Source organism: Chitinibacter sp. GC72 (genome assembly GCF_009760905.1).
Classification (GTDB): domain Bacteria; phylum Pseudomonadota; class Gammaproteobacteria; order Burkholderiales; family Chitinibacteraceae; genus Chitinibacter.
On record NZ_VIRW01000004.1, the window covers coordinates 103,221 to 125,517 of the forward strand.

Sequence of the window (22,297 nt, forward strand, 5' to 3'; positions counted from 1 at the left end):
ACTGTTTATGAGTGAATTGCACGGTAGCGGACAGACGATTTTGATTTTCGCCCCGCAAAGCCGTTATACTGTACGTTCGTTCACTTTGGCGCTAGGCGCAGAGCTGCATCATGATTGGTCGTCTCACAGGCAAACTACTGGAAAAACAACCGCCGCAAATTCTGCTCGATGTTGGCGGTGTCGGTTATGAAGTGGATGTGCCGATGAGCACTTTCTATGTCTTGCCGCATCTCGGGGACGCGACCACGCTGTTTACCCATCTGGTGGTGCGTGAAGATGCCCAGCTGCTCTATGGTTTTGCGACTCGCGAGGAGCGCAATAGTTTTCGCACCTTGATCAAGGTGTCGGGGATTGGCGCCAAAATCGCGCTCGCGGTCTTGTCGGGTATGACGGCGGATGAGCTGGCGCTGGCGGTGGCCTCGGAAGACATCAAGCGCCTCTCCGCCGTACCCGGTATCGGCAAGAAAACCGCCGAGCGTCTGGTGCTTGAATTGCGCGGCAAGCTGGCCACCGGTGGTCTGGTCTCCATGCCCGGTGAGTTGCCATTGGCCACCACGCCAGACGATCGCAGTGATATTCTGAATGCCTTGCTGGCGCTGGGTTATAACGAGCGCGAAGCCAATCTGGCGATGAAAGCGCTGCCCGCCGATGCGTCAGTCAGCGACGGTATCCGGATGGCGCTCAAATCGCTGGCGAAAGGCTAATGGGTATTTGTTCGCAGGGCATATTCAATCTTAATTTCAGAGCCATACCTGCAAGGGTATCAAGATGATCGAAACTGATTCGCTTTTTTCCGCTCCGCCGCCTGATCGCCTGATCACCGCGCAAAAGCTCTCGAATAATGAAGAGCAGCTTGAACGTGCGCTGCGGCCGAAATTGCTCGACGAATACGTCGGGCAGATGAAGGCGCGCGGCCAGCTGGAAATTTTTATCGAAGCGGCAAAAAAGCGCGGCGAAGCGCTCGACCATGTGCTGCTATTTGGCCCGCCCGGCCTCGGTAAAACGACGCTGGCGCACATCATCGCGCGCGAATTGGGCGTCAATTTGCGGCAAACCTCGGGCCCGGTGTTGGAGCGCGCTGGCGATCTGGCCGCGTTGCTGACCAATCTGGAGCCGCATGATGTGCTGTTTATCGACGAAATTCACCGCCTTTCGCCGGTAGTCGAAGAAATTCTGTATCCGGCACTGGAAGATTTTCAGCTCGACATTATGATCGGAGAAGGCCCAGCTGCGCGCTCGGTGAAGCTCGATTTGCCGCCGTTTACTTTGGTCGGCGCGACGACTCGGGCAGGGATGTTGACCAATCCATTGCGCGATCGTTTTGGCATTGTCGCGCGGCTGGAGTTTTATACGCCGGAAGAATTGACGCGCATTGTGAGCCGCTCGGCCGGTTTGCTGAATGTCGAAATGGCCGACGACGGCGCGTTTGAAATCGCGCGCCGCTCGCGCGGTACGCCGCGAATTGCCAACCGACTGCTACGCCGCGTACGCGATTTTGCCGAGGTAAAACACGATGGCGTGGTGACGCGTGAAGTGGCCGATGCCGCGCTGCAAATGCTCGACGTCGATCACGCTGGGCTCGATGTGATGGATAGAAAACTATTGCTGGCTATTCTGGAAAAATTCGGCGGTGGCCCGGTGGGGCTGGATAACGTCGGTGCGGCGATTGGTGAGTCGACCGATACGATTGAGGAAGTCGTCGAGCCCTATTTGATTCAGCAAGGCCTGATGCAGCGCACGCCGCGCGGACGGATGGCGACTTTGGGGGCTTATGCGCACTTTGGTTTGAGCGCGCCTAAGAGCGAGATTTAAAAATGCTGCGCCCCGAAGGAAGTACCCTTGGGGTGCGCCTCCCGTGATAACGCGTCGGGAGTTACTCAACAATTGAAGAAGCCTCATGTACAAAACGTACTTTCCGCTTCCTGCGTTACTGCCTCGCAGTTCCGTCTGCACCCGAAGTGTTGTGACAGGGCTCGCTACTTTTAAAACCCACTCTAAAACGGATGAATGCATTGGTAATTTCATACAAAATCAAAGCCAAATGCCCCGACCAGGGCATTTTTTATGCACAATAGCTATCCGAATACCCTAGCCACGCATGGCAAGATGCGGGGCTTTCATACTGGCTGAACTTTTACCGCTTAAGGTTTACCAACTTTAGGCTTTTATTTTTGGAGTATTTCCCGTGGATGTCAGCGCTGGCGTACAAGATATGTCGATTATTAGCTTGGTAATGCAAGCGAGTTTCGTCGTGCAAATGGTGATGGTGATTTTGATGGCGCTGTCGTTTGTGTCGTGGTGGCATATTTTCAGCAAGCATTTCACGCTAGCGAACGCCAAAAAGCACACCGAAGAATTTGAAGACCGCTTCTGGGGCGGCTCGGATTTGAACGGCCTGTACGAGCAAGTGAAACGTAGCCGCAGCATCGGGATGGAAAAAATCTTTGAAGCGGGCTTTGGCGAATTTTTAAAATTGCGCCAAAAAGGCGGAATGGAATTATCCGACGTGATGGAAGGGACTCGCCGTGCGATGCGCGCATCCTGCCAGCGCGAGCTCGATTTCCTCGATAAACACAATGCGTTTTTAGCGTCGGTTGGCTCGGTCAGCCCCTATATCGGTCTGTTCGGCACGGTGTGGGGCATTATGTATGCCTTCAAAGGCCTAGGTAATGTCGGCCAAGCCACGCTGGCAACGGTAGCGCCGCACATTGCTGAAGCGTTGGTCGCGACGGCGATTGGCCTGTTTGCCGCGATTCCGGCTGTCGTGGCCTACAACCGCTTTGCTTATGATGTTGATCGCCTCGCGAACCGCTTTGATACTTTTATCGAAGAATTCTCGAATGTTTTGCAGCGCCAAATTCGCTAAGGTTGCCTCATGAATAATCGTCGCCCCCGTCGTGCGAAAAGCGAAATTAACGTCGTTCCCTATGTCGACGTGATGCTGGTGCTGCTGGTGATCTTTATGGTCGCAGCGCCGATGATGCAGCCTTCGGTGATTAATCTGCCTAGCGTCGGTAAATCGAATATCGAAGTCGCCGCCAAGCCGATCACCGTTGAAATTTCAGCCGAAGGCGCACTCGGCCTGATTGATGCGCAAGGTAGCAAGGCCGAGCCGCAGGCCGATGTCGCAACCTTGGTCGCTGCAATCAAGGCCAAAATGGGTACTGAAACCGAGCGCCCAGTGATTATTTCCGCCGATAAAAACGTCAAATACGAAATCGTCGTGCAAACGATGGATAGCTTGCAAAAAGCCGAAATCGCCCGCGTCGGCCTGATGGTGCAGCCTAAATAATGAATCGGATGCACAACCCCGCTCATGAGGAAAAACGCGGCCTGTCATTTGTGCTGGCCGTGTTGATGCACGTGATTCTGGCTGCGGCTTTGTTATTGTCAGTGCAGTGGAAAACGCAAAAGCCCAAGCCGGTGGTGGTCGAGCTTTGGGGCGGGCAGCTGCCTGCTGCGCCCGAGCCAGCCCAGCCCGAACCGGTGAAAGTCAAGCCAGTCAAACAGCCGCCGCCCGAGCCTGAAGAATTGCCGAAAAAAGTCGACATTCAAACCGCGAAGGTAAAAACCACGCCAAAACCAACGGCCAAACCGACGGCAACGCCCAAAGTAACGCCTGTACCAACGGCAACGCCGAAAGCGACCGCAGCACCAAAGGCGACGAATGCGCCTGCGGCCAAGCCGACTGCTGCGCCAAAAGCTAAAGCCACGGCGGCACCGAAGAAGAGCGAAATGCAGGATTTGCTGTCCCTGGACAACACTATCTCCAGCAATACCAAGCCAGTGGCAGGCGGCAAGCCCGGCGGCACAGGGACTAATCCGAATGCAGTGGGCAATAGCGGGGCGGGCAAGGGCTCTGGTGCCAATGCAGCCGGTCTGGAAAGCTATAAAGGTCGTCTGATCCAGCAAATCAAATCGCGTACGGTGTATAGCAAAGGCGGCAGCCCGACAGCAGAATTCCGCGTGATCGTTCTGCCCGATGGCTCCATTCTGGAAGACCAGTTGCAACAAATCAGTGCCACAGGTGATCCGGCGTATGCCGAGGCGACCAAGCGGGCCATCTTAAGCATGGGGCGTTTCCCGCCACTGCCCGATGGCCAGACTTTCAGTGGCTCATTGCGTACGTGGAATATCAAATTCCGTCTTGATTAGGAATCTATCAATGAAGATGCTCAAACAGTTTTTACGTGGTTTGGTCGCAGCAACGCTGTTGGCTGCAGGCGCTGCGCACGCCGATATGACGATTGAAGTGGTTGGCGTCGGCAGCCAGCAGTATCCCATCGCCATCGTACCGTTCAAAAATGAAATCGGTCTGGCACAGGCGATTACGCCAGTGGTTGGCACCGATTTGGGCAATAGCGGCTTGTTCAAGGTGATTCCCGCTGGTGATGTAGCGCCACAACCGTTTTCGTCCAGCGAAATCAATTTTCCGGCGCTGCAGGCCAAAGGCGCGCAAACCGCGCTGGTGGGGCAGGTGATTCCTGATGGCAATCAGGTGACGGTGCGCTTCTGGCTGGTTGATCTGGCCACCAAGCAGGAATTGATCGCCTTTGAAAAACGCGGCAACGCCAGTCAGACTCGCCGTTTGGCACATCAAATCGCCGATATGATTTACGCCAAGCTCACTGGCAAAACGGGTGCATTTGCTTCGCGCATTGCCTATGTGTTGAAAACACCGGGTCGTTATCAATTGCAGGTGGCTGATTCGGATGGCTACGGCGCGCAGACTGTTTTGGCTTCGCGTAAGCCGATTATGTCGCCGCGTTGGTCACCCGATGGCGGCAAGCTGGCGTATGTGTCGTTTGAAAAAGAAAAACCGATTGTCTACGTGCACGAGCTGGCCACTGGCAAACGCATTGAAGCTGCCAATTTCAAAGGCAGCAATTCATCGCCGGCCTGGTCGCCCGACGGCAAAAAACTGGCCGTGGTCTTGAGCAAGGACTTGGGCAGTCAGATTTATGTGATCAATGCCGACGGCAGCAACCCGCGCCGCATTACGCAAAGCGGTGAAATCAATACGGAACCTTCCTTCCTTGCCGATGGTCGCAGCATTGTTTTCACGTCGGATCGTGGTGGCAGCCCGCAAATCTATCGCCAGTCCATCGAGGGCGGCGAAGCGGTGCGGATGACCAATTCGGGCGCCTATAACGCCAGCGCGAAAGTCTCGCCCGATGGCCGTTCGATGACATATGTCACCCGTAGCAATGGCTACCGTGTGGCCATCATGGATCTGGCCAGCCGCCAGAGCATGGTGCTCACCGATACCAATGCCGACGATTCGCCGTCTTTTGCGCCCAATAGCCAGATGATTCTGTATGAAACCGATGTGGGTCGCCGTGGCACGCTGGCCATTGTCTCTGCCGATGGCCGCATTAAGCAGCGGCTGAAAGCGCAGGGTGGCGAAGTACGTCAGCCTGCCTGGGGTCCGATGTTGCGCTAGGGGCTGTTGACGTTTGGTTTACCGTCGCAAACCCAATGTCAACAAAGCCAAGTAGAAATACATTTTGTTTAATCAACGGAGTAAACCGATGAAAAAGATTGCACTCAGTGTTTTAATGACCGCCCTGCTCGCTGCATGTGCCAGCACGCCAGCGCCAGTTACTGATCCAAACGCCAACCAGACGACGGGCAACACCAGCAATACCGGCTCCGAGATCACCACGGTGGATGCCACTGGCACTACGGGCGTAAAACTGGATCCGCGCCTGAGCGACCCAAGCAATATCCTGTCGCAACGCCGGGTGTATTTCGATTACGACTCATTCACCGTCAAGAGCGAATACGACGCCATGGTGCAAGCCCACGCCAAATTCCTGGTTGAGCGTCGCGATTACAAAATCATCCTGCAAGGCAATACCGATAATCGCGGTACGGCAGAATACAATCTGGCGCTGGGCCAGAAACGTGCCGACGCCGTGGCTAAATTGCTGCTCGCTTTGGGCGTGAACGAAAACCAGATCGAGGCAGTGAGCTTTGGTGAAGAGCGTCCGCTGGAAAACGGCGATACCGATGAAGCGTGGGAGCGTAATCGCCGCGCCGATATTGTGTATAACGGCGAACAAACTAAATAAGTTGCTTGCCTAGTTTTGGCGTTCTGCCTACGCTCTTTCCTGCATGGGAAGTGCGTAGTGCGCCATCCCCCAAACCCCGCCATTGCGGGGTTTGTATTTCAATACCATTGAGATGTTGATGATGAAACCAATGAAAATTGCACTAATGGCTTTTGTTTTTGCCGGGATGGCAACGCATGTGCAGGCGGGCTTGTTTGATGACGATGTCGCCCGCAAACAAGTGGCTGATCTGGCTGCCAGCGTGCAAACGCTGCAACAGCAAAACACCCAGCGTCTGGAGCAACTGGAAGCGAGCAAATCGCGCATCCTTGATCTGGTGCGCCAGCTGGACGCGCAAAAAGAAGAAATCGCCAAATTGCGCGGCGCCAATGAAGTGCTGCAATTTAATCTGGATGAAGCCGTTAAACGCCAGAAAGACCTATACATCGATCTGGATGCGCGGCTGCGCAATATTGAACAAGCCAAAGCCGAGGCCAAACAGGAAGCCAAGCTGAGCGAGCAGGAAAGCTTTGACGCCGCCGTGGCACTGGTGCAAAGCAAGAAATTCAAGGAAGCCAGCGCAGCCTGGAGCCGTTTTGTCGCCGATTACCCCAGCACTGAAAAAATGGCGGCAGCCCAATACTGGATGGGCATGAACTACGCCTTTAGCAAAGACTACAAATCGGCCAATATCGCCTTTAAAAACGTCGTTGAAAATGCCCCCGATGACGAAAAAGCCCCCGACGCACTGCTTGGCCTCGCATCCGTCGCCGCGACCACGGGTGATAAAAAATCTTCGCGCAATTACCTGATCAATATTCTGGAACGCTACCCGCAATCGGAAGCCGCTGCCAAAGCCAAAAAAGCGCTGGCTGCACCTAATTAATCGATACGCACACTATTGCAATAGTCGTTTCATGGGTGTGTTGCTGTAGCCTTTTCTAGTATTGGCTTGCAGAGCAATACCCCTTGTTCTTCGGTGGGTCGCAATAGTCTGGCCAGAATTTGAGTGTCGCATACCGGCCATAGCGCGCAGCAGCTGGCGCTGTTCATGCTTCAAACACGTTTTCATTGCTGTTCACCTTTTGGAGTTGAAGATGCTAGTTGATTTCAAAATGATCGTTGTTCCAGGCCAGCAGGCTTTGGCCAAGCTGGTCGAGCTCCAGCAAGACACAGGTGTCATGCCTATTATTCTGGGCAATGTGGATGAGACCGATGCCTTGTTTGAAAATATTGAAACGTCCGAAGAGTCTCTGGACGAGCTGCTGGCGCGTGCCGAGCTTGAAGATGCGCAGCGCTGGTTGGCAGCCCGTGCCGAGGAAGCGAAGGCATTTGCGCTCGAGTTTGGTGCCGATGACACCGACGAGGACGACGAAGCAGATTGGGGCGAGGGCGACTTCGAAGGCATGCCGGAAGATGGCTCGGATGCTCGCTTGAGCGCCCATTGCAATATCATGACCGGAAAGCCGTATGAGCAAGTGGCGCTGGCGCTGGTTCCTGCCGGGCTGGCCTGGCAAGTACCTTGCCATCTGCGCATCGGTGGTTGGAATGAATGCCCGGATGCGCCGGTTCATGCGGCCCTGTTTCGCTACTGGGGTGAGTGTTATGGTGCCGTGCCTGTCTGCTACACCGGCGATGTGATTGAAATGTCGGTCAGCCGCCCGCCACAGACGCTGGAAGACGCCCTGATGCTGGCGCAGGAACAATATTTATATTGCCCCGATATTGTTGATCAGGGCACCGAGACGGTAGAGGCGCTGGCGCGCAGCCTGTTGCGCTCACCGGTGTGGTATTTCTGGTGGGATTAATAATGAATTGCTAACGTCTGGGTATTGCTCTGCAAGTCAAAGCTGGATTGCTTGGTGGGGCAATACCTAGATGTAAGCTGTTCTTCGATGCCCTATGGCTTTCTGGAGGAGGGCTGAATCAGGCCTGATCGACTTCCACTTCCAGGCATCGCTAAACCGTGTTTTAGTCTTGGATTCACTGATTTATCCTGTGCTGGCAGGGCGTTACCTGTCCTGCAATTGCTTGCCCTTCTTCCTAGCTCCCCAGCTTGATTGCCCCGAAGCGATACGCAACAAACGCGCCAATCCCGCAAAACGCCAGCGTGCTCGCCAGCGGCAGGCTGCTGCCGTCGTGCCAGATTCCCATCAGCACCCCTGCCACTGTGGCAATGCCAAATTGCATGGTGCCCATCAGCGCCGAGGCTAAGCCGGCTTGCGCGCCATGATGCGCCAGCGCGCCTGCGGTTGAGTTGGGGGCAGCAAAGCCCAGCGCCATCAGATACAGATAAATGCAGCCCACCAGCAGCCAGAACGGTGGCTGGGTCAGCAGGCTGGTGAGCAGCAAGACCCCGCTGGCCAGCGCCAGCATGATCGTTGAGCGCTGCAGTATTTGATCAATCGAATGGTTTTTCAGCGCTCGCGCATTAAACTGGCTGGCGATGATGTAGCACGCGGCAATGCTGCCAAAAGTTAGGCTGTATTGCGTCGGGCTTAGGCCATACACCTTCATCATCACAATCGGCGAGCCGGTGATATAAGCAAATAGCCCGGCCACGGCCAAGCCGCCGGTGAGCGCATAGCCTATAAAGTGCCGGTCGCGCAGCAGCTCGTGATAGGCCCGCAGCGTGGCGCCCAACTCAAAGCGCTGCTCACGCTTGGCCAGACGTGATTCGGGCAAGAGATAATGCATCGCGATCAGGCTCAGCAGGGCAAACAGCGCCAGCAAGGCAAAAATCGCCCGCCAGCTGCTCACGCCCACTACCCAACTGCCAAGAAGTGGTGCCAGAATCGGCGCAACGCCCATCACCAGAACCAATGATGAATACACCTGCGCCGCCATGCGCGGCTCGCAACGGTCACGCACCACCGCACGGGCAATCACCATGCCAGCGCAGCCGCCCAGCGCCTGGATAAAACGCAGTGCAATCAAGGCCTCGATACTGGTGGCCAGTGCGCAGCCGATGGACGCGAGCAAATACACGCCCAGCCCGATCAGCAGCGGTGGTTTGCGGCCAAAGTGATCCGAGAGCGGGCCGTATAAGATCTGCCCCAGCGCCAAGCCGATAAAGTAGCTCGCTAGGGTGAGCTGCACCGTGCCATCGTCGGCGTGCAGGCCGCTGGCAATTGCGGGCAGGCCCGGTAAATACATATCTATGGATAAAGGCCCCAGCGCAGTTAGCGCGGCGAGCAGCAAAATCCAGCCTGCAAAACGGTTTGGCGGCGTGGCGGGCGAAGTGGTGGTGTTTGTCATGGGTATAGGTGGCAACGCCTTTTTCTGTATGCTTTAGGAAGATATACCCATATAGATCAAGGAGATTGACACTGTTGAAGTACAATGGCTTATTAAATGCCAAATCTATCGGCTGAACAAGTGTAATAGTGCAACTCACTTGACCCTTGTGCTTTACCGCCAGCTCTGTGCACAGCAAGCTGGGGTAATCCTGCCTGTCTCTCTCTGGCGCGCCGGTATAAAATGGCGGCACGGCCAAGCAAAGCGCAACATAATCTGGTCGTTTTTATTCAAATCCCCCGAACTGTTCTTCGGAAAGGAAAGCTCTACATGCGCGAATCATTGCGTATCACCGAAATATTCCACTCGCTGCAAGGCGAAACCAGCCGCATCGGCCTGCCTACCGTATTTGTGCGCCTCACCGGTTGCCCGATGCGTTGTACCTATTGCGATAGCGCGTATGCCTTCACCGGCGGCAAAACCATAAGTCTTGACGAGATCATGGCGCAAATTGAGTCCTACGGCTGTAAAACCGTCTGCGTCACTGGCGGTGAGCCGCTGGCGCAAAAACCGGTGCATCTGCTGTTCAAGCGCCTGTGCGATGCTGGCTATAGCGTGAGCACCGAAACCGGTGGCGGCCAGCCGATTGATTGCGTTGACCCGCGTGTGTCGCGCATTCTGGATATCAAAACGCCTAAATCGGGCGAAATGCATAATATGCTGTGGGCCAATGTCGACGCGGTGACCGAGCACGACGAAATCAAATTTGTACTGGTTGATCGCAGCGATTACGAATGGGCGCGCGAATATGTGCGCGAGCACCGCTTGAATGAGAAAGCACCAGTGATTTTCTCGCCGGTGTGGGAGAGTCTCAAACCCGTCGATCTGGCCGACTGGGTGATCGCCGATAAGCTACCAGTGCGTGTGCAAGTGCAGCTGCATAAATTACTCTGGGGTGAGAAGCCGGGGGTATAGCCCGCTGCTCTTTTCTAATTCTGTCTTTGATTGATATACCCCATGGGGATTTGCCATGAACAAAAAAGCGATTATTTTACTATCCGGTGGTCTGGACTCAGCCACATGCCTGGCGATGGCCAAAGCGGCGGGTTTCGACTGCTATGCGCTGTCATTCGATTACGGGCAGCGCCACAATGCCGAGCTGGATGCCGCCAAGCGCGTTGCTAAAGCGCTCGGTGCCATCGAGCATCGCGTGATCAAAATTGATCTGGCGGCCTTTGGCGGCTCGGCACTGACCGACGCCAATATCGCCGTGCCGGTTGATGGCGCGATGGAGAATGAAATCCCCGTTACTTATGTCCCTGCACGCAATACTGTGCTGCTGTCCTACGCGCTGGCCTGGTCTGAAGTGTTGGGCTCGGATGATATTTATATCGGCGTGAACGCGGTTGATTACTCGGGCTACCCCGATTGCCGCCCCGAATACATTTCGGCGTTTCAGGCGATGGCACGGCTCGCGACCAAGGTCGGCGTTGAAGGCTCGTCGCTGCACATTCACACGCCATTGATTCGTTTGACCAAGGCGCAAATTATCGCTGAAGGGCTCAAACTGGGCGTTGACTACAGCCTGAGCACCACGTGTTATCAAGCCAATGATGCGGGTGAAGCGTGTGGACTATGCGATGCCTGCCGTCTGCGCGCCGCCGGTTTTGCCGCTGCAGGCGTGGCTGACCCGACGCGCTATCAGGCGAAACAATAAGCTTCGTCGAAAATAATTGCAAAAAGTGCTTGCCAAGCTGAAAAAGCACCTATACAATGCGCAGCCTAAGTAGGGGAGTCGCCAAGTTGGTTAAGGCATCGGATTTTGATTCCGACATGCGAAGGTTCGAATCCTTCTTCCCCTGCCAAACAATCAAGCCGCTAACGATATCCGTATCGAGCGGCTTTTTTGTTGCCTATCGCGGGAATGTGCTCAATACGTGTTGGATCAGAACCTCGCTGGTGGATCTAGGGCTTAAAACCCCCTGTCGCCCATCGCCGAGGGAGTGGAGTGAGACAAACAGCATTACCGTTTGGCTCGCGACTGACCGAGGGAAGCCCGGAGGGCCGCAGGCGGGGTGCGCCTTCTCTTGCTTACTTCTCTTGGCGAAGCAAGAGAAGTAAGTCCTCGTCGCGGATTGCGACTGTAAAACACTGCGCCGAAGGCGCTAAAAACTTTCAACACACATTGAGAATATCACCCCTATCGTTTGGGTATTGCTCGCTATGTCAAACGCAGTGTGCTCTGCAGAGCAATACCTGTTCAATAAGCCGCTCAGCATTCAAACCGGGAGCAATCATTGACTTACCGCGAATTGATCCAGAGTCAGCTTCAGCAAGGCCAGATCGAGCGTTTTGACGCGCAGGTGTTGCTCTTGCATGTGCTGAAAAAAAACCGCGCCTGGCTGATTGCGCACGATGATGAAGAGGCCAGCGCAGCCGAGATGGCCGCCTTTCATGCGCTGGCAGCGCGGCGGCGCGATGGTGAGCCGGTGGCGTATCTGCTCGGCAGCCGCGAATTTTATGGTCGCGAATTTATCGTCAATCCCTCGGTATTAATCCCGCGCCCCGACACCGAATTGCTCGTCGAACTGGCGCTGGCGCGCGCCCCCAACAATGGCAAGGTGCTTGACCTGGGCACAGGTTCGGGCTGCATCCCGATTACGCTCAAGCTGGAACGAGGCGATTTATCAGTCAGCGCACTTGACCTATCGAGCGACGCGCTTGCCGTGGCGCAAGCCAATGCGCAAAGTCTGAGTGCTGATGTGCGCTGGCTCGAATCAAACTGGTTTGCCGCCGTCACAGGCGAAATCTTTGATCTGATTGTCTCCAACCCGCCGTATATCCATGCCGAGGATGATCACCTGCATCAGGGCGATCTGCGTTTCGAGCCCAGCGGCGCGCTCACCGACGGCCACGATGGGCTGACTCATCTCCAAACCATTATCACCGCCGCACCAAGCCATTTGCAGCCGGGCGCCTGGCTGCTGCTTGAGCATGGCTGGGATCAAGGCGCAGCTTGTCGCGAAATGCTGGCTACAGCAGGCTTTAGCGAAGTGCAGACCTGGCAGGATTTGGGCGCCAATGATCGCGTCAGCGGCGGTCGGAAACCTTAGCGATTGCAAATGCGCGATTGCGCTGGATCAATCGCGACGGCTTGCCCACCGGAAGCAACGGACTTACAATACCCGAGTAAATTATTCAAGCTTTGCGAGCATTTTGTTTTTATTCGCTCCGCTAGCCCAACCACGAAGAGCCAAAATCATGAGCACTCAAGACACTATCCGCCAGCAAGTTACTGAAAACCCAGTGATTTTGTATATGAAAGGCACTCCAACTTTCCCGCAATGCGGCTTTTCGGCCGGCGCGGTGCAAATCCTGAAAAACCTCGGCGTGAATTTCGCTGCGGTCAATGTATTGGCCGACCCGGAAATCCGCCAAGGCATCAAAGAATTCGCCAACTGGCCAACGATTCCACAGCTCTACATCAAGGGTGAATTTGTCGGCGGCAGCGACATCATGAAAGAGCTGTACGCCAGCGGCGAATTGGCTGAGATGGTTGCTGATTTGAAAGCCGAGTAATTCGCTTTTATTTCGCTGATATAAAAAAACGCCGCTAGGTTTGAACCAGCGGCGTTTTTGCATGCAATTTTCTTTGAGCTGTTTGAAACCGGCTTTGTCCTCGCATCCTTGCTGCGCTGAAAAAAGCGTCAATAGACCCTAGGGGCATTTCACCGCTGCGCAGCAGCAAAGTAGCAGCTAGAATAGCGCGGATATGACTATTGCACGGAATAAGCGAATGAGCACTGTACTGGATGTTGTTATCCTCGCGGCGGGTAAAGGCACGCGCATGTATTCAAGCCTGCCCAAGGTATTGCATCAGTTGGCAGGCAAGCCACTGGTACAGCATGTGATTGATACTGCGCGGGGTCTGAAACCGGCAAAGCTGGTGGTTGTGTATGGTTTTGGTGGCGAAAAACTGCAGCAGGCTCTGGTGGGGCAGCAGCTTGGTTTTGCCTTGCAGGCTGAACAGCTTGGGACTGGTCATGCGCTGGCGCAGGCTGTGCCGCAGCTTGAAGGCGACACGACGCTGATGCTGTATGGCGATGTGCCTTTAACCCGCCAAGCGACTTTGGAGAAATTACTTACAGCCTGTGCCGGTGGCAAATTGGGGATTCTGACTGATATTCTCGACGATGCTACCGGCTATGGCCGGATTGTGCGCAATGCAGATGGTCAGGTGACCCATATTGTCGAACAGAAAGATTGTAGCGCCGAAGAAGCGGCAATCCGTGAAATGAATACCGGTATTCTGGTGTTGCCTACCGCCAGACTGAAAGGCTGGTTGTCCGAGTTGAAAAATGACAATGCGCAAGGCGAATACTACGCCACTGATCTGATTGCCCTGGCGGTGCGTGATGGAGTCGAGATTGCCACTGTGCATCCGCAAGATCACTGGGAGGCCGAGGGGATCAATAATAAATTGCAGTTGGCTACCCTGGAGCGGATTCATCAGCATGGGATTGCCAAGGCGCTGCTGAGCGCCGGAGTAGGTCTGGCCGACCCTGCCCGGATTGATGTTCGCGGCACGATTGAACATGGTCAGGACGTGACGATCGATGTGAATTGTGTGTTTGAAGGCCGGATTGTGCTCGGTCAGAATGTCAGCATAGGTGCACATTGCTACCTGAAAAATGTGACGATTGCCGATGGAGCGGTGATTCATCCTTTTTGCCACCTGGAAGACGCTGTCGTGGGCGTAGCGAGCCTGATTGGCCCGTACGCCCGCCTGCGTCCGGGTGCCGAGCTTGCTGCTGACGTTCATATTGGCAATTTTGTTGAAGTTAAAAAATCAACCATTGCCCAAGGCAGCAAGGTGAATCATCTAACGTATATTGGCGATACAACGATGGGTGCGGGTGTCAATGTTGGCGCAGGCACGATTACGGCCAACTACGATGGCGTGAATAAATTCCGCACCATTATTGAAGACAATGTGCGCATCGGCTCGAATAATGTGCTGGTTGCTCCGGTGACGATAGGTGCGGGCGCCACTACCGGGGCAGGTTCGGTCATTAGCAAGAATGCGCCAGCCGGTGAGCTGACGGTGGCTAGAGCGAAGCAAACCACCATTACCGGGTGGCAAAGGCCAACTAAAAAGTGAGAATGATGAGTGCCGGTGTGCTACTTGGCAAGAGAGGCTGGCCTATCGCGCAATCGCTGGCTATTTCCTGATGTAGACCAACCCCGACCGAGGTGGGGTTGGCTGATTTGGGTGATTAAATGCCAGCGATGCGATCCAGTATGCCGCCAAGGCGGGAGCTGCTTTGCTCCATCTGTTGCAATGCGCTGAGTACCTGCTCTTTTTTGCCTGCCTGCCAGGCTGAAATGGCGGCGGTGCCAGCGTGATGGACCTCGCCGTGCGGGGCTTCCATTTCACGGTAGGCGGGGTTTTTGCCCAGCAGGGCCTGGCCTTCGCCGTCGTAGTACCAGTGTCCAAAGCGGCATTGATGCGGATCGTTCGTGACGTGCAGGCCGCCACCGCTGGGCGCGCCTGATACGCTTTGATAAACCCGGAACTTGAACAGCAGGTGATCCAGCTTGGCGACCTCGACAAAGCTGGCCAGCATATTCTGGTTGACCATTTCTTCCATTTCGCCCGATACGGTAATCAGCAGCTCCATATCGCTGGCGGCGTTGCGGCCCATATCGCTGTATTGCGCGGTTTGTTCGGCCATGGTGTTCATGGTTTGTTTGACCGACTGGGTTTCCTGGCGGATTTCGCCGACCAGCTTGGTAATGTCTTTGGTGGCATTGCCGGTGCGCTCGGCCAGCTTGCGCACTTCATCGGCCACCACCGCAAAGCCACGACCTTGCTCGCCGGCACGGGCAGCTTCAATTGCGGCGTTCAAGGCCAGCAGATTGGTCTGATCGGCAATTTCCTTGATCAGCTGCACAATGCCACTGATTTGGTCTGATTGCTGATCCAGTTTGTCCACCTCGGTGACAGATTGGGCGGCGGTGCTCGAGAGCAGGGTCAGGCTATCGGAAATGGTCGCAATCGCTTGTGTATTGTCGCTGGCCACCCGGCTTAGGGCGGCTGCGCAGCGCTGCTCTTCCTTCATTTTTTCATTCATTCTGCCCAGCGAATGCGATGAAGCATCAAGCGACACGCCAAATTGCGCCAGCGATTCAAACATCGAAAGATAGTATTTGCCCTCGCCATTATCCTGATTTTGCAGGCTGCTGATAAAGTCCTGGTCTTTGAGCAATTTGGTGTTTTCTTTTTTCAGCTTCTGATTTTCTTGCTCCAGATTGGCCACTCTTTCGTACAAACTGGCAATCAGTTTTTTTTGACCAAAAAACATCTCAGTCCCCTGCGCAACTTGATAATTTGCCCAGTATAGTCAACAAGCTGCGGCAACGCCCTGACTCGGATGCAATCGGTGCAAAATGCAGACGATACGGCGGATAAACCTGCCCCGCGCCCATAGCCCGGCGTAGCTGTGACTCAGGCCACAGTCAAGCGCAGCATGACAATGCCATCAAGTGCTTCCCCATAAAATTCAATGATTTAGCAAATTAATACCTAGTGAAAACCCTAATATCATTCCTTACAACTTCGCGTAGCATCGCTTTTTTTGTAAGCTTTATATTGATCAACGATGAAAAAAATGCTGATCGCGGCCATTGTGATTGCAGGTGGCGCACTTACTGCATGGCAGTATCTTGGTAAGGCCCAATCTGGAAAAGCGCTAGAGAGCAATACCCCTGTAGTGGCCTCTGCGGCAGGCGAGCAGAAAACCCTGCGCATCGCGCTGGAAGGCAAATATCCGCCGTTTGAATATCTGGACGCCAATCAGCAGCTCACCGGTTTTAATGTTGATCTGGCCAATGCGCTGTGCCTGGAGATGAAGGTGCGCTGCGAATTTACCCGCTTTGATTTTGACCAGCTGATTCCCTCGCTGAACGAGCATAAAGCCGACGCCATTGTGGCGTCTTTATCGATTACCGAAGAGCGCGAACGGCTGGTGCAATTTACCGATGTGTATTCGCGCGTGCCGGGCACCTATGTGGCGAGCAAAAAATCCAAAATCATCTGGCCGGTGATTACCGCCGAGCGCATTCGCGGTGAAAGTATCGGCGTGGTGGCCAAAACGACGTTTGATGATTACATCAGCAATGAAATGGATCAGAGCAAGGTCACCATCAAACGCTTTGCCAGCGCCGATGAGATGATGACCGCGCTGGAAAAAGGCGAGATCAAGCTGGTGTTTGACGATAGCGCGGTGCTGGGCAATTTCTTGAAATCGGCCAGCAATCAGGATCGCTTTGAAATGGTCGGCAATCGCATAGACTCACCCAAATGGCTAGGCCGCGGTGAGGCCATTGCGCTGCGCAAGGAAGATGGCGAGCTGCGCGACCAGTTTAATATGGCTTTGCGCAAAATCATTGAAAGCGGGCAACATCAGCAACTGGGTTATAAATACTTCACACTGCGCGTGTTATAAAACGCCATCGCAGCAGCAGCAAACTCAAGGCCTGTTTCACGTGAAGCAGGCCTTAGATTTTTGTACTTGGATAAAGTAGCCGTTTACCCGCTAAAATAGCCGCACATTTAAATCAGTAGTCACGGAAACCATGTCGGAACCGATCGCGCCAGTAGCAGAAGAAACCATCGAATCAGCCTATACCGCCAGCTCGGGCGGGCAGGGCGGCCGCTTTATCGAAGCGCAGGTGTCAGCCACGCCAGACGATGGCGAATCGGTGCAGCTTGGCCTGTACGCCGAAAAAAGCTATCTCGAATACGCGATGAGCGTGGTCAAGAGCCGCGCTTTGCCGCAGGTGGAAGACGGCCAGAAACCCGTACAGCGCCGCATTTTGTACGCGATGCACGAGCTGGGGCTCACCGCCACCGCCAAACCAATGAAATCGGCGCGGATTGTCGGCGATGTGCTGGGTAAATATCACCCGCACGGCGACCAATCGGCCTACGACGCGCTGGTGCGGATTGCACAGGATTTCTCGCTACGCTATCCCTTGATCGACGGCCACGGTAACTTTGGCTCACGCGATGGCGATGGTGCGGCAGCTTATCGTTACACCGAGGCGCGTTTAACGCCGGTGGCCGATTTGCTACTCGGCGAGCTTGATCAAGGCACCACCGACTTTATCCCGAACTACGACGGTGCATTCAAAGAGCCCGTTTTGCTGCCTGCGCGCTTGCCGGTGCTGCTGCTCAACGGCGCTTCGGGGATTGCCGTCGGCATGGCGACCGAAATGCCATCGCACAATCTGGGCGAAGTCGCCGACGCCAGCGTGGCGCTGATTCGTAACCCCAAGCTGACCACCGCGGAATTAATGGCCTATATCCAGGGCCCGGATTTACCCGGTGGCGGGCAGATTATTTCTTCGCCACGCGACATTACCGCCGCGTATGAAAATGGCCGTGGTAGCCTGAAAGTACGCGCTCGTTGGGAAAAAGAAGACCTCGCACGTGGCCAATGGCAATTGATCATAACCGAGCTGCCGCATGGTGCTTCCAGCCAGAAGATCCTCGAAGAAATCGAAGATCTGACCAATCCGAAGGTCAAAAAAGGCAAAAAAGCGCTCAGCCAAGAGCAAATTCAAACCAAGCAATTGATCCTGAGCGTACTCGATCGGGTACGCGATGAATCGGGCCGTGATTGCGATGTGCGTCTGGTGTTCGAGCCGAAATCGTCGCGCCAGAATCCCGATGAGCTGATGAATCTGCTGATGGCGCACACCAGCTTGGAAACCAGCTTGTCGATCAATATGGTGACGATTGGTCGCGATGGCCGCCCGGGACAGAAAACGCTGCGTGACATCATTGCCGAGTGGATTGATTTCCGCTTTGTCACTGTCACACGCCGCGTCACGCATCGCCTGGGTCAGGTGAATGATCGGATTCATATTCTGGAAGGCCGCTTGCTGGTCTTGCTTAATATCGACGAAGTGATCCGCATTATCCGCAACGCCGATGATCCGAAAGCCGATCTGATGGCGGCGTTTAATCTGTCCGAGCGCCAGGCCGAAGACATTCTGGAAATCCGCCTGCGCCAATTGGCGCGTTTGGAAGGCATTAAGATTGAGCAAGAACTGACTAACTTGCGCAATGAAAAAGCCGAGCTGGAAAACCTACTGTCTAACCCGCAGGCGATGCAGCGCCAAATCATTAAAGAAATCGAAGCTGATAAGAAAAAATACGCCGATCCACGCCGCACTTTGATCGAACACGCAGAGCGTGCTTCGGTCGAAATCGCCGTCGTCGACGAGCCGTGCACGATTATCTTGTCGGAAAAAGGCTGGCTGCGTTCGCGCCAAGGCCATGGCCTTGATTTGCAAAATCTGACCTTTAAAGACGGCGATAGCCAACTGGCATCGATCGAATGTCGCACGATCGATCAGCTCGCGCTATTTGGCAGCGATGGTCGCGTCTATACAATTCAAGCCTCAGTCGTACCGGGTGGACGTGGTGATGGCGTGCCGGTGACAACCTTGGTCGATCTGGTCGCGAAAACGCGTATCACGCAAATGATTGTGGCACGTACTGGCGAATGGTTGGTGATCGCTAACTCTTCTGGCTATGGCTTTGCGTGTCAGGCTGATAATCTGATCAGCCGCCAGAAAGCGGGCAAGAGCTTTATCACGCTGGAAGGCAATGAAACGCTGCTGCGCGTCACCAGCTTTAGCGCAAGCGCCGACGCGATCGTGGCGTGTTTGTCCAAAGCCGGTAAGCTGCATCTGTTTGCCTACAGCGAATTCAAGCAGCTGGCGGGTGGTGGTCGCGGCGTGATTACGATGGCGCTCGATGATAAAGATGAGCTGGCGGCGATTACCATCTGTGATGGTAAATCGTTAAAATTGACCGGCACAGGTCGCGGTGGAGTGCCAAAAGAAATGAATCTGGATGCCAATGAAATGGCGCCGTACATTGGCAAGCGCGCGCGCAAAGGCAAGCCGATTAACGCAGGGTTTAAATTTCCGGGGTTTTAAATGCTGTTTAAATTCTTGCTGCTGATTTTGATCGGCGTTGTCATTTATCACTATCTGAAGCGCCGTCGGCAGCAAGAACAGTTTTATTACCTGAATCATTACCGTTTCCCCAGCGGCATCCGGCGGCGTCTGGCGCTGAAATATCCCGAGCTGAACGACGCGCAATGGCTGCAGGTTGAAAATGCCATGCGGCAATACTTCCGCCTGCACGCCAAAAGCAAAGCTGCGCTGGCCATGCCATCGCTCATTGTCGATGAATACTGGCACGAATTCATCTTGCACACCGCCGTCTACGAGGAATTTTGCAAAAAAGCCCTGGGCCGCTTTCTGCATCACACCCCGGCAACGGGCGCACAGGGCCATGCCGATTTGCAGCGCACCTGGGTGCGCGCCTGCCGTGATGAAGGGCTCAACCCGGCGCTGGCGACCTTGCCGCTGATTTTCGCCATTGATGCCGCGCTGGCCATTCCCGGCGGCCAGCATTACTCGGGCGCCCAATTGGCCGCAGCAGCGCAATCCACCAGCAGCTGCTCATCGTCTGGCTGCAGCAGCACCGACCGCAGCGATGACCATGATTCGGGCAGCAGCGATTCGGGCTGCTCCAGCAGTTGCGGCGGCGGAGGTGACTGATGCGACAGATGCGACAGATGAAATTGCCCACCCACTTGCAAAGCAGCTGGCAGCAGCTTGGCATTGCGCCCGAAGTCTTGCAGCAGAAATCGCTGTGTGTGTTTGCCGAAGCCACCGAGCTGATCGACGTTGAAACCGCCGCCGATGGCCGGGTCTGGCAGCTCACGCCAGCGGCCGCAGACGCCTGGCTGCGCATGCAGGCCGCCGCAAACGCCGACGGGATCACGCTGAAAATCGCCTCGGCTTATCGTGCCAGCAGTCGTCAGGTCGAGCTGATCCAGCGCAAGCTCGATCTGGGCCAGCAGATCGCCGACATCCTGCAAGTGCTCGCGCCCCCTGGCTGCAGCGAGCACCACACCGGCCGCGCTGTCGATATCTACCAGCCCGGCGGCCCCGTCGTTGAAGAAGCCTTTGAAACCACCAGCGCCTATGCCTGGCTCAGCCAGCACGCCGCCACCTTTGGCTTTACGCTCTCCTTCCCGCGCAATAACGCCTACGGCTACGTCTACGAGCCGTGGCATTGGTGCTATCAATCAAATTGATTTTATTGGGTATATCTCGCTGGGCCAATATTGGCAAGTTCTGTATGGCAATACCCTGCTTGTGCTGCTGCACTGTCGAAAACAAACCGTACCGCCAATCGCGTCTCTATCCCTCGCTGTGCACTACCCAGTGATTATCCAGCGCCATCGGTTTGGGCCACGGCAGAAACTGGCCTGCGGCGCTGGGGTGCCAGCGCACCAGACCATAGGCGGTTGCGGCCAGTACACCATTTCCTCGCTCGGGGCCCGGCCACGCTGCCAGTGCATAGGTTTCTTTGAATTCAATCGTTTTGCTCAGCGTGCTAGCTGCTGCAGCTTGCCAAAGCAGAGCCTGATTGGCCTTGCTGCACGACAGAACAAATCCGCCCTGTAGCGCTGGCACGATGTCGCCGCTCAGGCCGACACCATCATTTTCCGTGCTGGGAATCAGAAGCTGATCATTAACCAGCAAGGCGAAAACCGGTGCTGCAGCCCGTGCCGCCTCGCTGCCATGCTCGGCCTGCAACGCCAGCCCAAGTAGTTCGCTGCCATCGGTGCGTCGGGCGAGTGCCAGATGTCGCATGCTCAGGCGTTGATCGGGCAGCCGCCAGAGCCCCAGCTTCTGGCCGTTGCTTGCATCCAGCCGTACCAGAGTTGAATCCATCCGGTGTAGATCATATTTGGCGTCCTTTGCATCTCTGGGCACGCCACCATTGGCAATCATCAGATGCCCCTGCGCGTCAAACGCCAGCTGGTGCGGGTCGATGCCCCAGCTATCCCAGCTGGCGATTTTTTTCAGGGTGTCGCGCTCGCGAATGCCGATCAGACCGCGCCCTGTGTTCAGCTCGGTTTCGCTGGTGAACACCTTGCTGGCGTCTGCGCTCAGCAGTGCATGCCCGTTCAGCCTTGTGTTTTCGGCCAGCATACTGTGCTGCCCCAGCACATTGCCTTGCACATCGCAGCGCATTAGCCATGTGCCGGGGCGTACGCCAACGATGAGCAAATGGCCGTCAGGTTCGATGCAAATACCGTGTGGACGTGTCGGTAGCTTTACGGCGCTGTCGATACTCAATGATTTTGTTTGCCAGTCGGCCAGCAGGATTCCCGCAAAATACGGATCACTTTCTTTGGGGCCTCGCCAGGCTGCGGCGATGCGCGTCCAGCGTGGGGTTTTATCAGCTGCCAGCGCGCTGGCTGGCCAGAGGGGTAGCGTACCCAAGGCCAGCATGGCCGCGATGAGTTCACGTCGATTCAAGGTCTTCCCCAAAAAAAAGAAAGAGAATTATTATTATTTAAATCGAAGACTGTGAAATCAATCAATCATCCGGACTTGATCTGGATCAATTCAATGTGCTGATCAGCAAGCGCTGCAGATAGGGGATTAACGGTACTTCATTTTTGCCGGGGCATAACGATATTGGTTTTACACGCTGTGCCAAGCGTGTGCTGGAGACCGATATCATGCGCTACGCCATTCACCCCATCTGGACCACCACCCAGCGCCCACAAACGCTGCGCTACGGGCTTTATCAGATTTGTCAGCAGGGCGAGGTGGAGATTGCCCGGGCGATCCGCCTGTCTACGATAGAAAATCTGCGCCAGCAGCTGATCTGCCATAGCAAACCCAAGTAGTTTTCTGTAAGCGCTGTGGTGCGCGGCTACACGCTGGCCGTGGCCCATCCTGCTTTTTTCTCTGCCAAGCCACTGATTTATAGCGTTTGAATCGGTTTAATTGGCGTGTAATCCCGTTTTTATCCTGCCGTCACATCAAGCCAATTTGGCTAGCCTACGCGCTGCTATGGCGGAATATCATGGCCTTGAGCGGGTGGAAGCTGCGCCCAA

At 55.1% G+C, this 22,297-nt stretch carries 22 protein-coding genes, 1 tRNA gene and 1 pseudogene; 20 read left to right on the forward strand and 4 right to left on the reverse strand.

Features of this window, described 5'->3' with window-relative positions; all coding sequences use genetic code 11:
* Positions 1–110 precede the first annotated feature (110 nt).
* The 9 genes from ruvA (at position 111) to FLS37_RS05430 (ending at position 7,861) form a co-directional block, all read left to right on the forward strand.
* Positions 111–704 (forward strand): Holliday junction branch migration protein RuvA, encoded by a 594-nt coding sequence (gene ruvA / locus FLS37_RS05390; RefSeq protein ID WP_157314934.1) that lies wholly within the window; start codon positions 111–113, stop codon positions 702–704.
* 64 nt (positions 705–768) lie between these two features.
* Complete coding sequence (gene ruvB, locus FLS37_RS05395; protein WP_157314935.1) at positions 769–1,812, forward strand: Holliday junction branch migration DNA helicase RuvB; 1,044 nt, start codon at positions 769–771, stop codon at positions 1,810–1,812.
* A gap of 400 nt (positions 1,813–2,212) precedes the next feature.
* Positions 2,213–2,866 carry a protein TolQ gene (gene tolQ / locus FLS37_RS05400; RefSeq protein ID WP_198314510.1) on the forward strand — a complete coding sequence of 218 codons (654 nt, stop codon included), beginning with the start codon at positions 2,213–2,215 and terminating at the stop codon, positions 2,864–2,866.
* 9 nt (positions 2,867–2,875) lie between these two features.
* On the forward strand, positions 2,876–3,292 hold the full coding sequence (gene tolR, locus FLS37_RS05405; protein WP_157314937.1) for a protein TolR: 417 nt from the start codon (positions 2,876–2,878) through the stop codon (positions 3,290–3,292).
* Complete coding sequence (locus FLS37_RS05410; protein ID WP_157314938.1) at positions 3,292–4,155, forward strand: TonB C-terminal domain-containing protein; 864 nt, start codon at positions 3,292–3,294, stop codon at positions 4,153–4,155. Before tolR ends, FLS37_RS05410 begins: the two co-directional genes overlap by 1 nt.
* 10 nt (positions 4,156–4,165) lie before the next feature.
* Positions 4,166–5,443, forward strand: coding sequence for a Tol-Pal system beta propeller repeat protein TolB (tolB, locus tag FLS37_RS05415; RefSeq protein WP_232522498.1), 1,278 nt, complete (start codon positions 4,166–4,168; stop codon positions 5,441–5,443).
* A gap of 88 nt (positions 5,444–5,531) precedes the next feature.
* The gene (gene pal / locus FLS37_RS05420; RefSeq protein ID WP_157314939.1) at positions 5,532–6,074 is read left to right on the forward strand and encodes a peptidoglycan-associated lipoprotein Pal; all 543 of its coding nucleotides are present in this window, start codon (positions 5,532–5,534) and stop codon (positions 6,072–6,074) included.
* A gap of 130 nt (positions 6,075–6,204) precedes the next feature.
* Positions 6,205–6,939: a tol-pal system protein YbgF gene (ybgF, locus tag FLS37_RS05425; protein WP_198314495.1), complete on the forward strand. Its 735-nt coding sequence runs from the start codon at positions 6,205–6,207 to the stop codon at positions 6,937–6,939.
* Positions 6,940–7,150: 211 nt separating this feature from the next.
* On the forward strand, positions 7,151–7,861 hold the full coding sequence (locus FLS37_RS05430; RefSeq protein ID WP_157314941.1) for a DUF4253 domain-containing protein: 711 nt from the start codon (positions 7,151–7,153) through the stop codon (positions 7,859–7,861).
* Positions 7,862–8,096: 235 nt separating this feature from the next.
* On the opposite strand, the gene FLS37_RS05435 is transcribed toward FLS37_RS05430, so the two are convergent.
* Entirely contained in the window at positions 8,097–9,311 is a 1,215-nt protein-coding gene (locus tag FLS37_RS05435; RefSeq protein WP_157314942.1) for a multidrug effflux MFS transporter, read from the reverse strand.
* 309 nt (positions 9,312–9,620) lie between these two features.
* Between FLS37_RS05435 and queE the strand changes: the two genes are divergently transcribed.
* The 6 genes from queE to glmU all read left to right on the forward strand — a co-directional run bounded on the left by queE (position 9,621) and on the right by glmU (position 14,451).
* On the forward strand, positions 9,621–10,265 hold the full coding sequence (gene queE, locus FLS37_RS05440) for a 7-carboxy-7-deazaguanine synthase QueE (RefSeq protein WP_157314943.1): 645 nt from the start codon (positions 9,621–9,623) through the stop codon (positions 10,263–10,265).
* Positions 10,266–10,320: 55 nt separating this feature from the next.
* Complete coding sequence (gene queC, locus FLS37_RS05445) at positions 10,321–11,007, forward strand: 7-cyano-7-deazaguanine synthase QueC (protein ID WP_157314944.1); 687 nt, start codon at positions 10,321–10,323, stop codon at positions 11,005–11,007.
* Positions 11,008–11,078: 71 nt separating this feature from the next.
* A tRNA-Gln gene (locus tag FLS37_RS05450) sits at positions 11,079–11,155 on the forward strand.
* Positions 11,156–11,587: 432 nt separating this feature from the next.
* Complete coding sequence (prmC, locus tag FLS37_RS05455) at positions 11,588–12,403, forward strand: peptide chain release factor N(5)-glutamine methyltransferase (RefSeq protein ID WP_157314945.1); 816 nt, start codon at positions 11,588–11,590, stop codon at positions 12,401–12,403.
* Positions 12,404–12,551: 148 nt separating this feature from the next.
* The gene (grxD, locus tag FLS37_RS05460) at positions 12,552–12,869 is read left to right on the forward strand and encodes a Grx4 family monothiol glutaredoxin (protein ID WP_157314946.1); all 318 of its coding nucleotides are present in this window, start codon (positions 12,552–12,554) and stop codon (positions 12,867–12,869) included.
* Between the two features lie 217 nt (positions 12,870–13,086).
* Positions 13,087–14,451, forward strand: a complete 1,365-nt coding sequence (gene glmU / locus FLS37_RS05465; RefSeq protein WP_198314496.1) for a bifunctional UDP-N-acetylglucosamine diphosphorylase/glucosamine-1-phosphate N-acetyltransferase GlmU — start codon at positions 13,087–13,089, stop codon at positions 14,449–14,451.
* Between the two features lie 115 nt (positions 14,452–14,566).
* Here glmU and FLS37_RS17100 read toward each other — a convergent pair whose 3' ends face one another.
* Both FLS37_RS17100 and FLS37_RS17105 read right to left on the reverse strand, forming a co-directional pair.
* Positions 14,567–14,995: a CZB domain-containing protein gene (locus tag FLS37_RS17100; RefSeq protein ID WP_374756832.1), complete on the reverse strand. Its 429-nt coding sequence runs from the start codon at positions 14,993–14,995 to the stop codon at positions 14,567–14,569.
* A pseudogene (locus FLS37_RS17105) lies at positions 14,969–15,256 on the reverse strand (methyl-accepting chemotaxis protein); the annotation flags it as partial. The gene FLS37_RS17100 and the pseudogene FLS37_RS17105, both read right to left, overlap by 27 nt.
* Positions 15,257–15,952: 696 nt before the next feature.
* On the opposite strand from FLS37_RS17105, the gene FLS37_RS05475 reads away from it, so the two are divergent.
* The 4 genes from FLS37_RS05475 to FLS37_RS05490 all read left to right on the forward strand — a co-directional run bounded on the left by FLS37_RS05475 (position 15,953) and on the right by FLS37_RS05490 (position 20,476).
* Complete coding sequence (locus FLS37_RS05475) at positions 15,953–16,798, forward strand: transporter substrate-binding domain-containing protein (protein WP_157314948.1); 846 nt, start codon at positions 15,953–15,955, stop codon at positions 16,796–16,798.
* Between the two features lie 130 nt (positions 16,799–16,928).
* On the forward strand, positions 16,929–19,304 hold the full coding sequence (parC, locus tag FLS37_RS05480) for a DNA topoisomerase IV subunit A (protein ID WP_157314949.1): 2,376 nt from the start codon (positions 16,929–16,931) through the stop codon (positions 19,302–19,304).
* Positions 19,305–19,934, forward strand: a complete 630-nt coding sequence (locus tag FLS37_RS05485) for a hypothetical protein (RefSeq protein WP_157314950.1) — start codon at positions 19,305–19,307, stop codon at positions 19,932–19,934.
* Positions 19,935–19,951: 17 nt separating this feature from the next.
* A complete protein-coding gene (locus FLS37_RS05490; protein ID WP_232522499.1) occupies positions 19,952–20,476 on the forward strand; it encodes a D-alanyl-D-alanine carboxypeptidase family protein in 525 nt (174 codons plus the stop codon).
* Positions 20,477–20,582: 106 nt separating this feature from the next.
* Here the strand turns inward: FLS37_RS05490 and FLS37_RS05495 are convergent, their stop codons facing one another.
* On the reverse strand, positions 20,583–21,710 hold the full coding sequence (locus tag FLS37_RS05495; protein WP_198314497.1) for a DUF1513 domain-containing protein: 1,128 nt from the start codon (positions 21,708–21,710) through the stop codon (positions 20,583–20,585).
* 206 nt (positions 21,711–21,916) lie between these two features.
* Here FLS37_RS05495 and FLS37_RS05500 point away from each other — a divergent pair, with 206 nt between their 5' ends.
* Positions 21,917–22,087 carry a hypothetical protein gene (locus FLS37_RS05500; protein WP_157314951.1) on the forward strand — a complete coding sequence of 57 codons (171 nt, stop codon included), beginning with the start codon at positions 21,917–21,919 and terminating at the stop codon, positions 22,085–22,087.
* The last annotated feature ends 210 nt before the right edge of the window (positions 22,088–22,297 follow it).

Excerpts from the sequence above, each read along its gene's own strand:
- FLS37_RS05435 (WP_157314942.1), bottom strand. The coding sequence starts at position 9,311 with ATGACAAACACCACCACTTCGCCCGCCACGCCGCCAAACCGTTTTGCA.
- parC (WP_157314949.1), top strand. The coding sequence starts at position 16,929 with ATGTCGGAACCGATCGCGCCAGTAGCAGAAGAAACCATCGAATCAGCC.
- tolB (WP_232522498.1), top strand. The coding sequence starts at position 4,166 with ATGAAGATGCTCAAACAGTTTTTACGTGGTTTGGTCGCAGCAACGCTG.
- ybgF (WP_198314495.1), top strand. The coding sequence starts at position 6,205 with ATGAAAATTGCACTAATGGCTTTTGTTTTTGCCGGGATGGCAACGCAT.
- pal (WP_157314939.1), top strand. The coding sequence starts at position 5,532 with ATGAAAAAGATTGCACTCAGTGTTTTAATGACCGCCCTGCTCGCTGCA.
- grxD (WP_157314946.1), top strand. The coding sequence starts at position 12,552 with ATGAGCACTCAAGACACTATCCGCCAGCAAGTTACTGAAAACCCAGTG.
- ruvA (WP_157314934.1), top strand. The coding sequence starts at position 111 with ATGATTGGTCGTCTCACAGGCAAACTACTGGAAAAACAACCGCCGCAA.
- ruvB (WP_157314935.1), top strand. The coding sequence starts at position 769 with ATGATCGAAACTGATTCGCTTTTTTCCGCTCCGCCGCCTGATCGCCTG.
- queC (WP_157314944.1), top strand. The coding sequence starts at position 10,321 with ATGAACAAAAAAGCGATTATTTTACTATCCGGTGGTCTGGACTCAGCC.
- FLS37_RS05490 (WP_232522499.1), top strand. The coding sequence starts at position 19,952 with ATGAAATTGCCCACCCACTTGCAAAGCAGCTGGCAGCAGCTTGGCATT.
- tolQ (WP_198314510.1), top strand. The coding sequence starts at position 2,213 with ATGTCGATTATTAGCTTGGTAATGCAAGCGAGTTTCGTCGTGCAAATG.
- FLS37_RS05430 (WP_157314941.1), top strand. The coding sequence starts at position 7,151 with ATGCTAGTTGATTTCAAAATGATCGTTGTTCCAGGCCAGCAGGCTTTG.
- FLS37_RS17100 (WP_374756832.1), bottom strand. The coding sequence starts at position 14,995 with ATGGGCCGCAACGCCGCCAGCGATATGGAGCTGCTGATTACCGTATCG.
- FLS37_RS05410 (WP_157314938.1), top strand. The coding sequence starts at position 3,292 with ATGAATCGGATGCACAACCCCGCTCATGAGGAAAAACGCGGCCTGTCA.
- tolR (WP_157314937.1), top strand. The coding sequence starts at position 2,876 with ATGAATAATCGTCGCCCCCGTCGTGCGAAAAGCGAAATTAACGTCGTT.
- queE (WP_157314943.1), top strand. The coding sequence starts at position 9,621 with ATGCGCGAATCATTGCGTATCACCGAAATATTCCACTCGCTGCAAGGC.
- FLS37_RS05500 (WP_157314951.1), top strand. The coding sequence starts at position 21,917 with ATGCGCTACGCCATTCACCCCATCTGGACCACCACCCAGCGCCCACAA.
- glmU (WP_198314496.1), top strand. The coding sequence starts at position 13,087 with ATGAGCACTGTACTGGATGTTGTTATCCTCGCGGCGGGTAAAGGCACG.
- FLS37_RS05475 (WP_157314948.1), top strand. The coding sequence starts at position 15,953 with ATGAAAAAAATGCTGATCGCGGCCATTGTGATTGCAGGTGGCGCACTT.
- FLS37_RS05485 (WP_157314950.1), top strand. The coding sequence starts at position 19,305 with ATGCTGTTTAAATTCTTGCTGCTGATTTTGATCGGCGTTGTCATTTAT.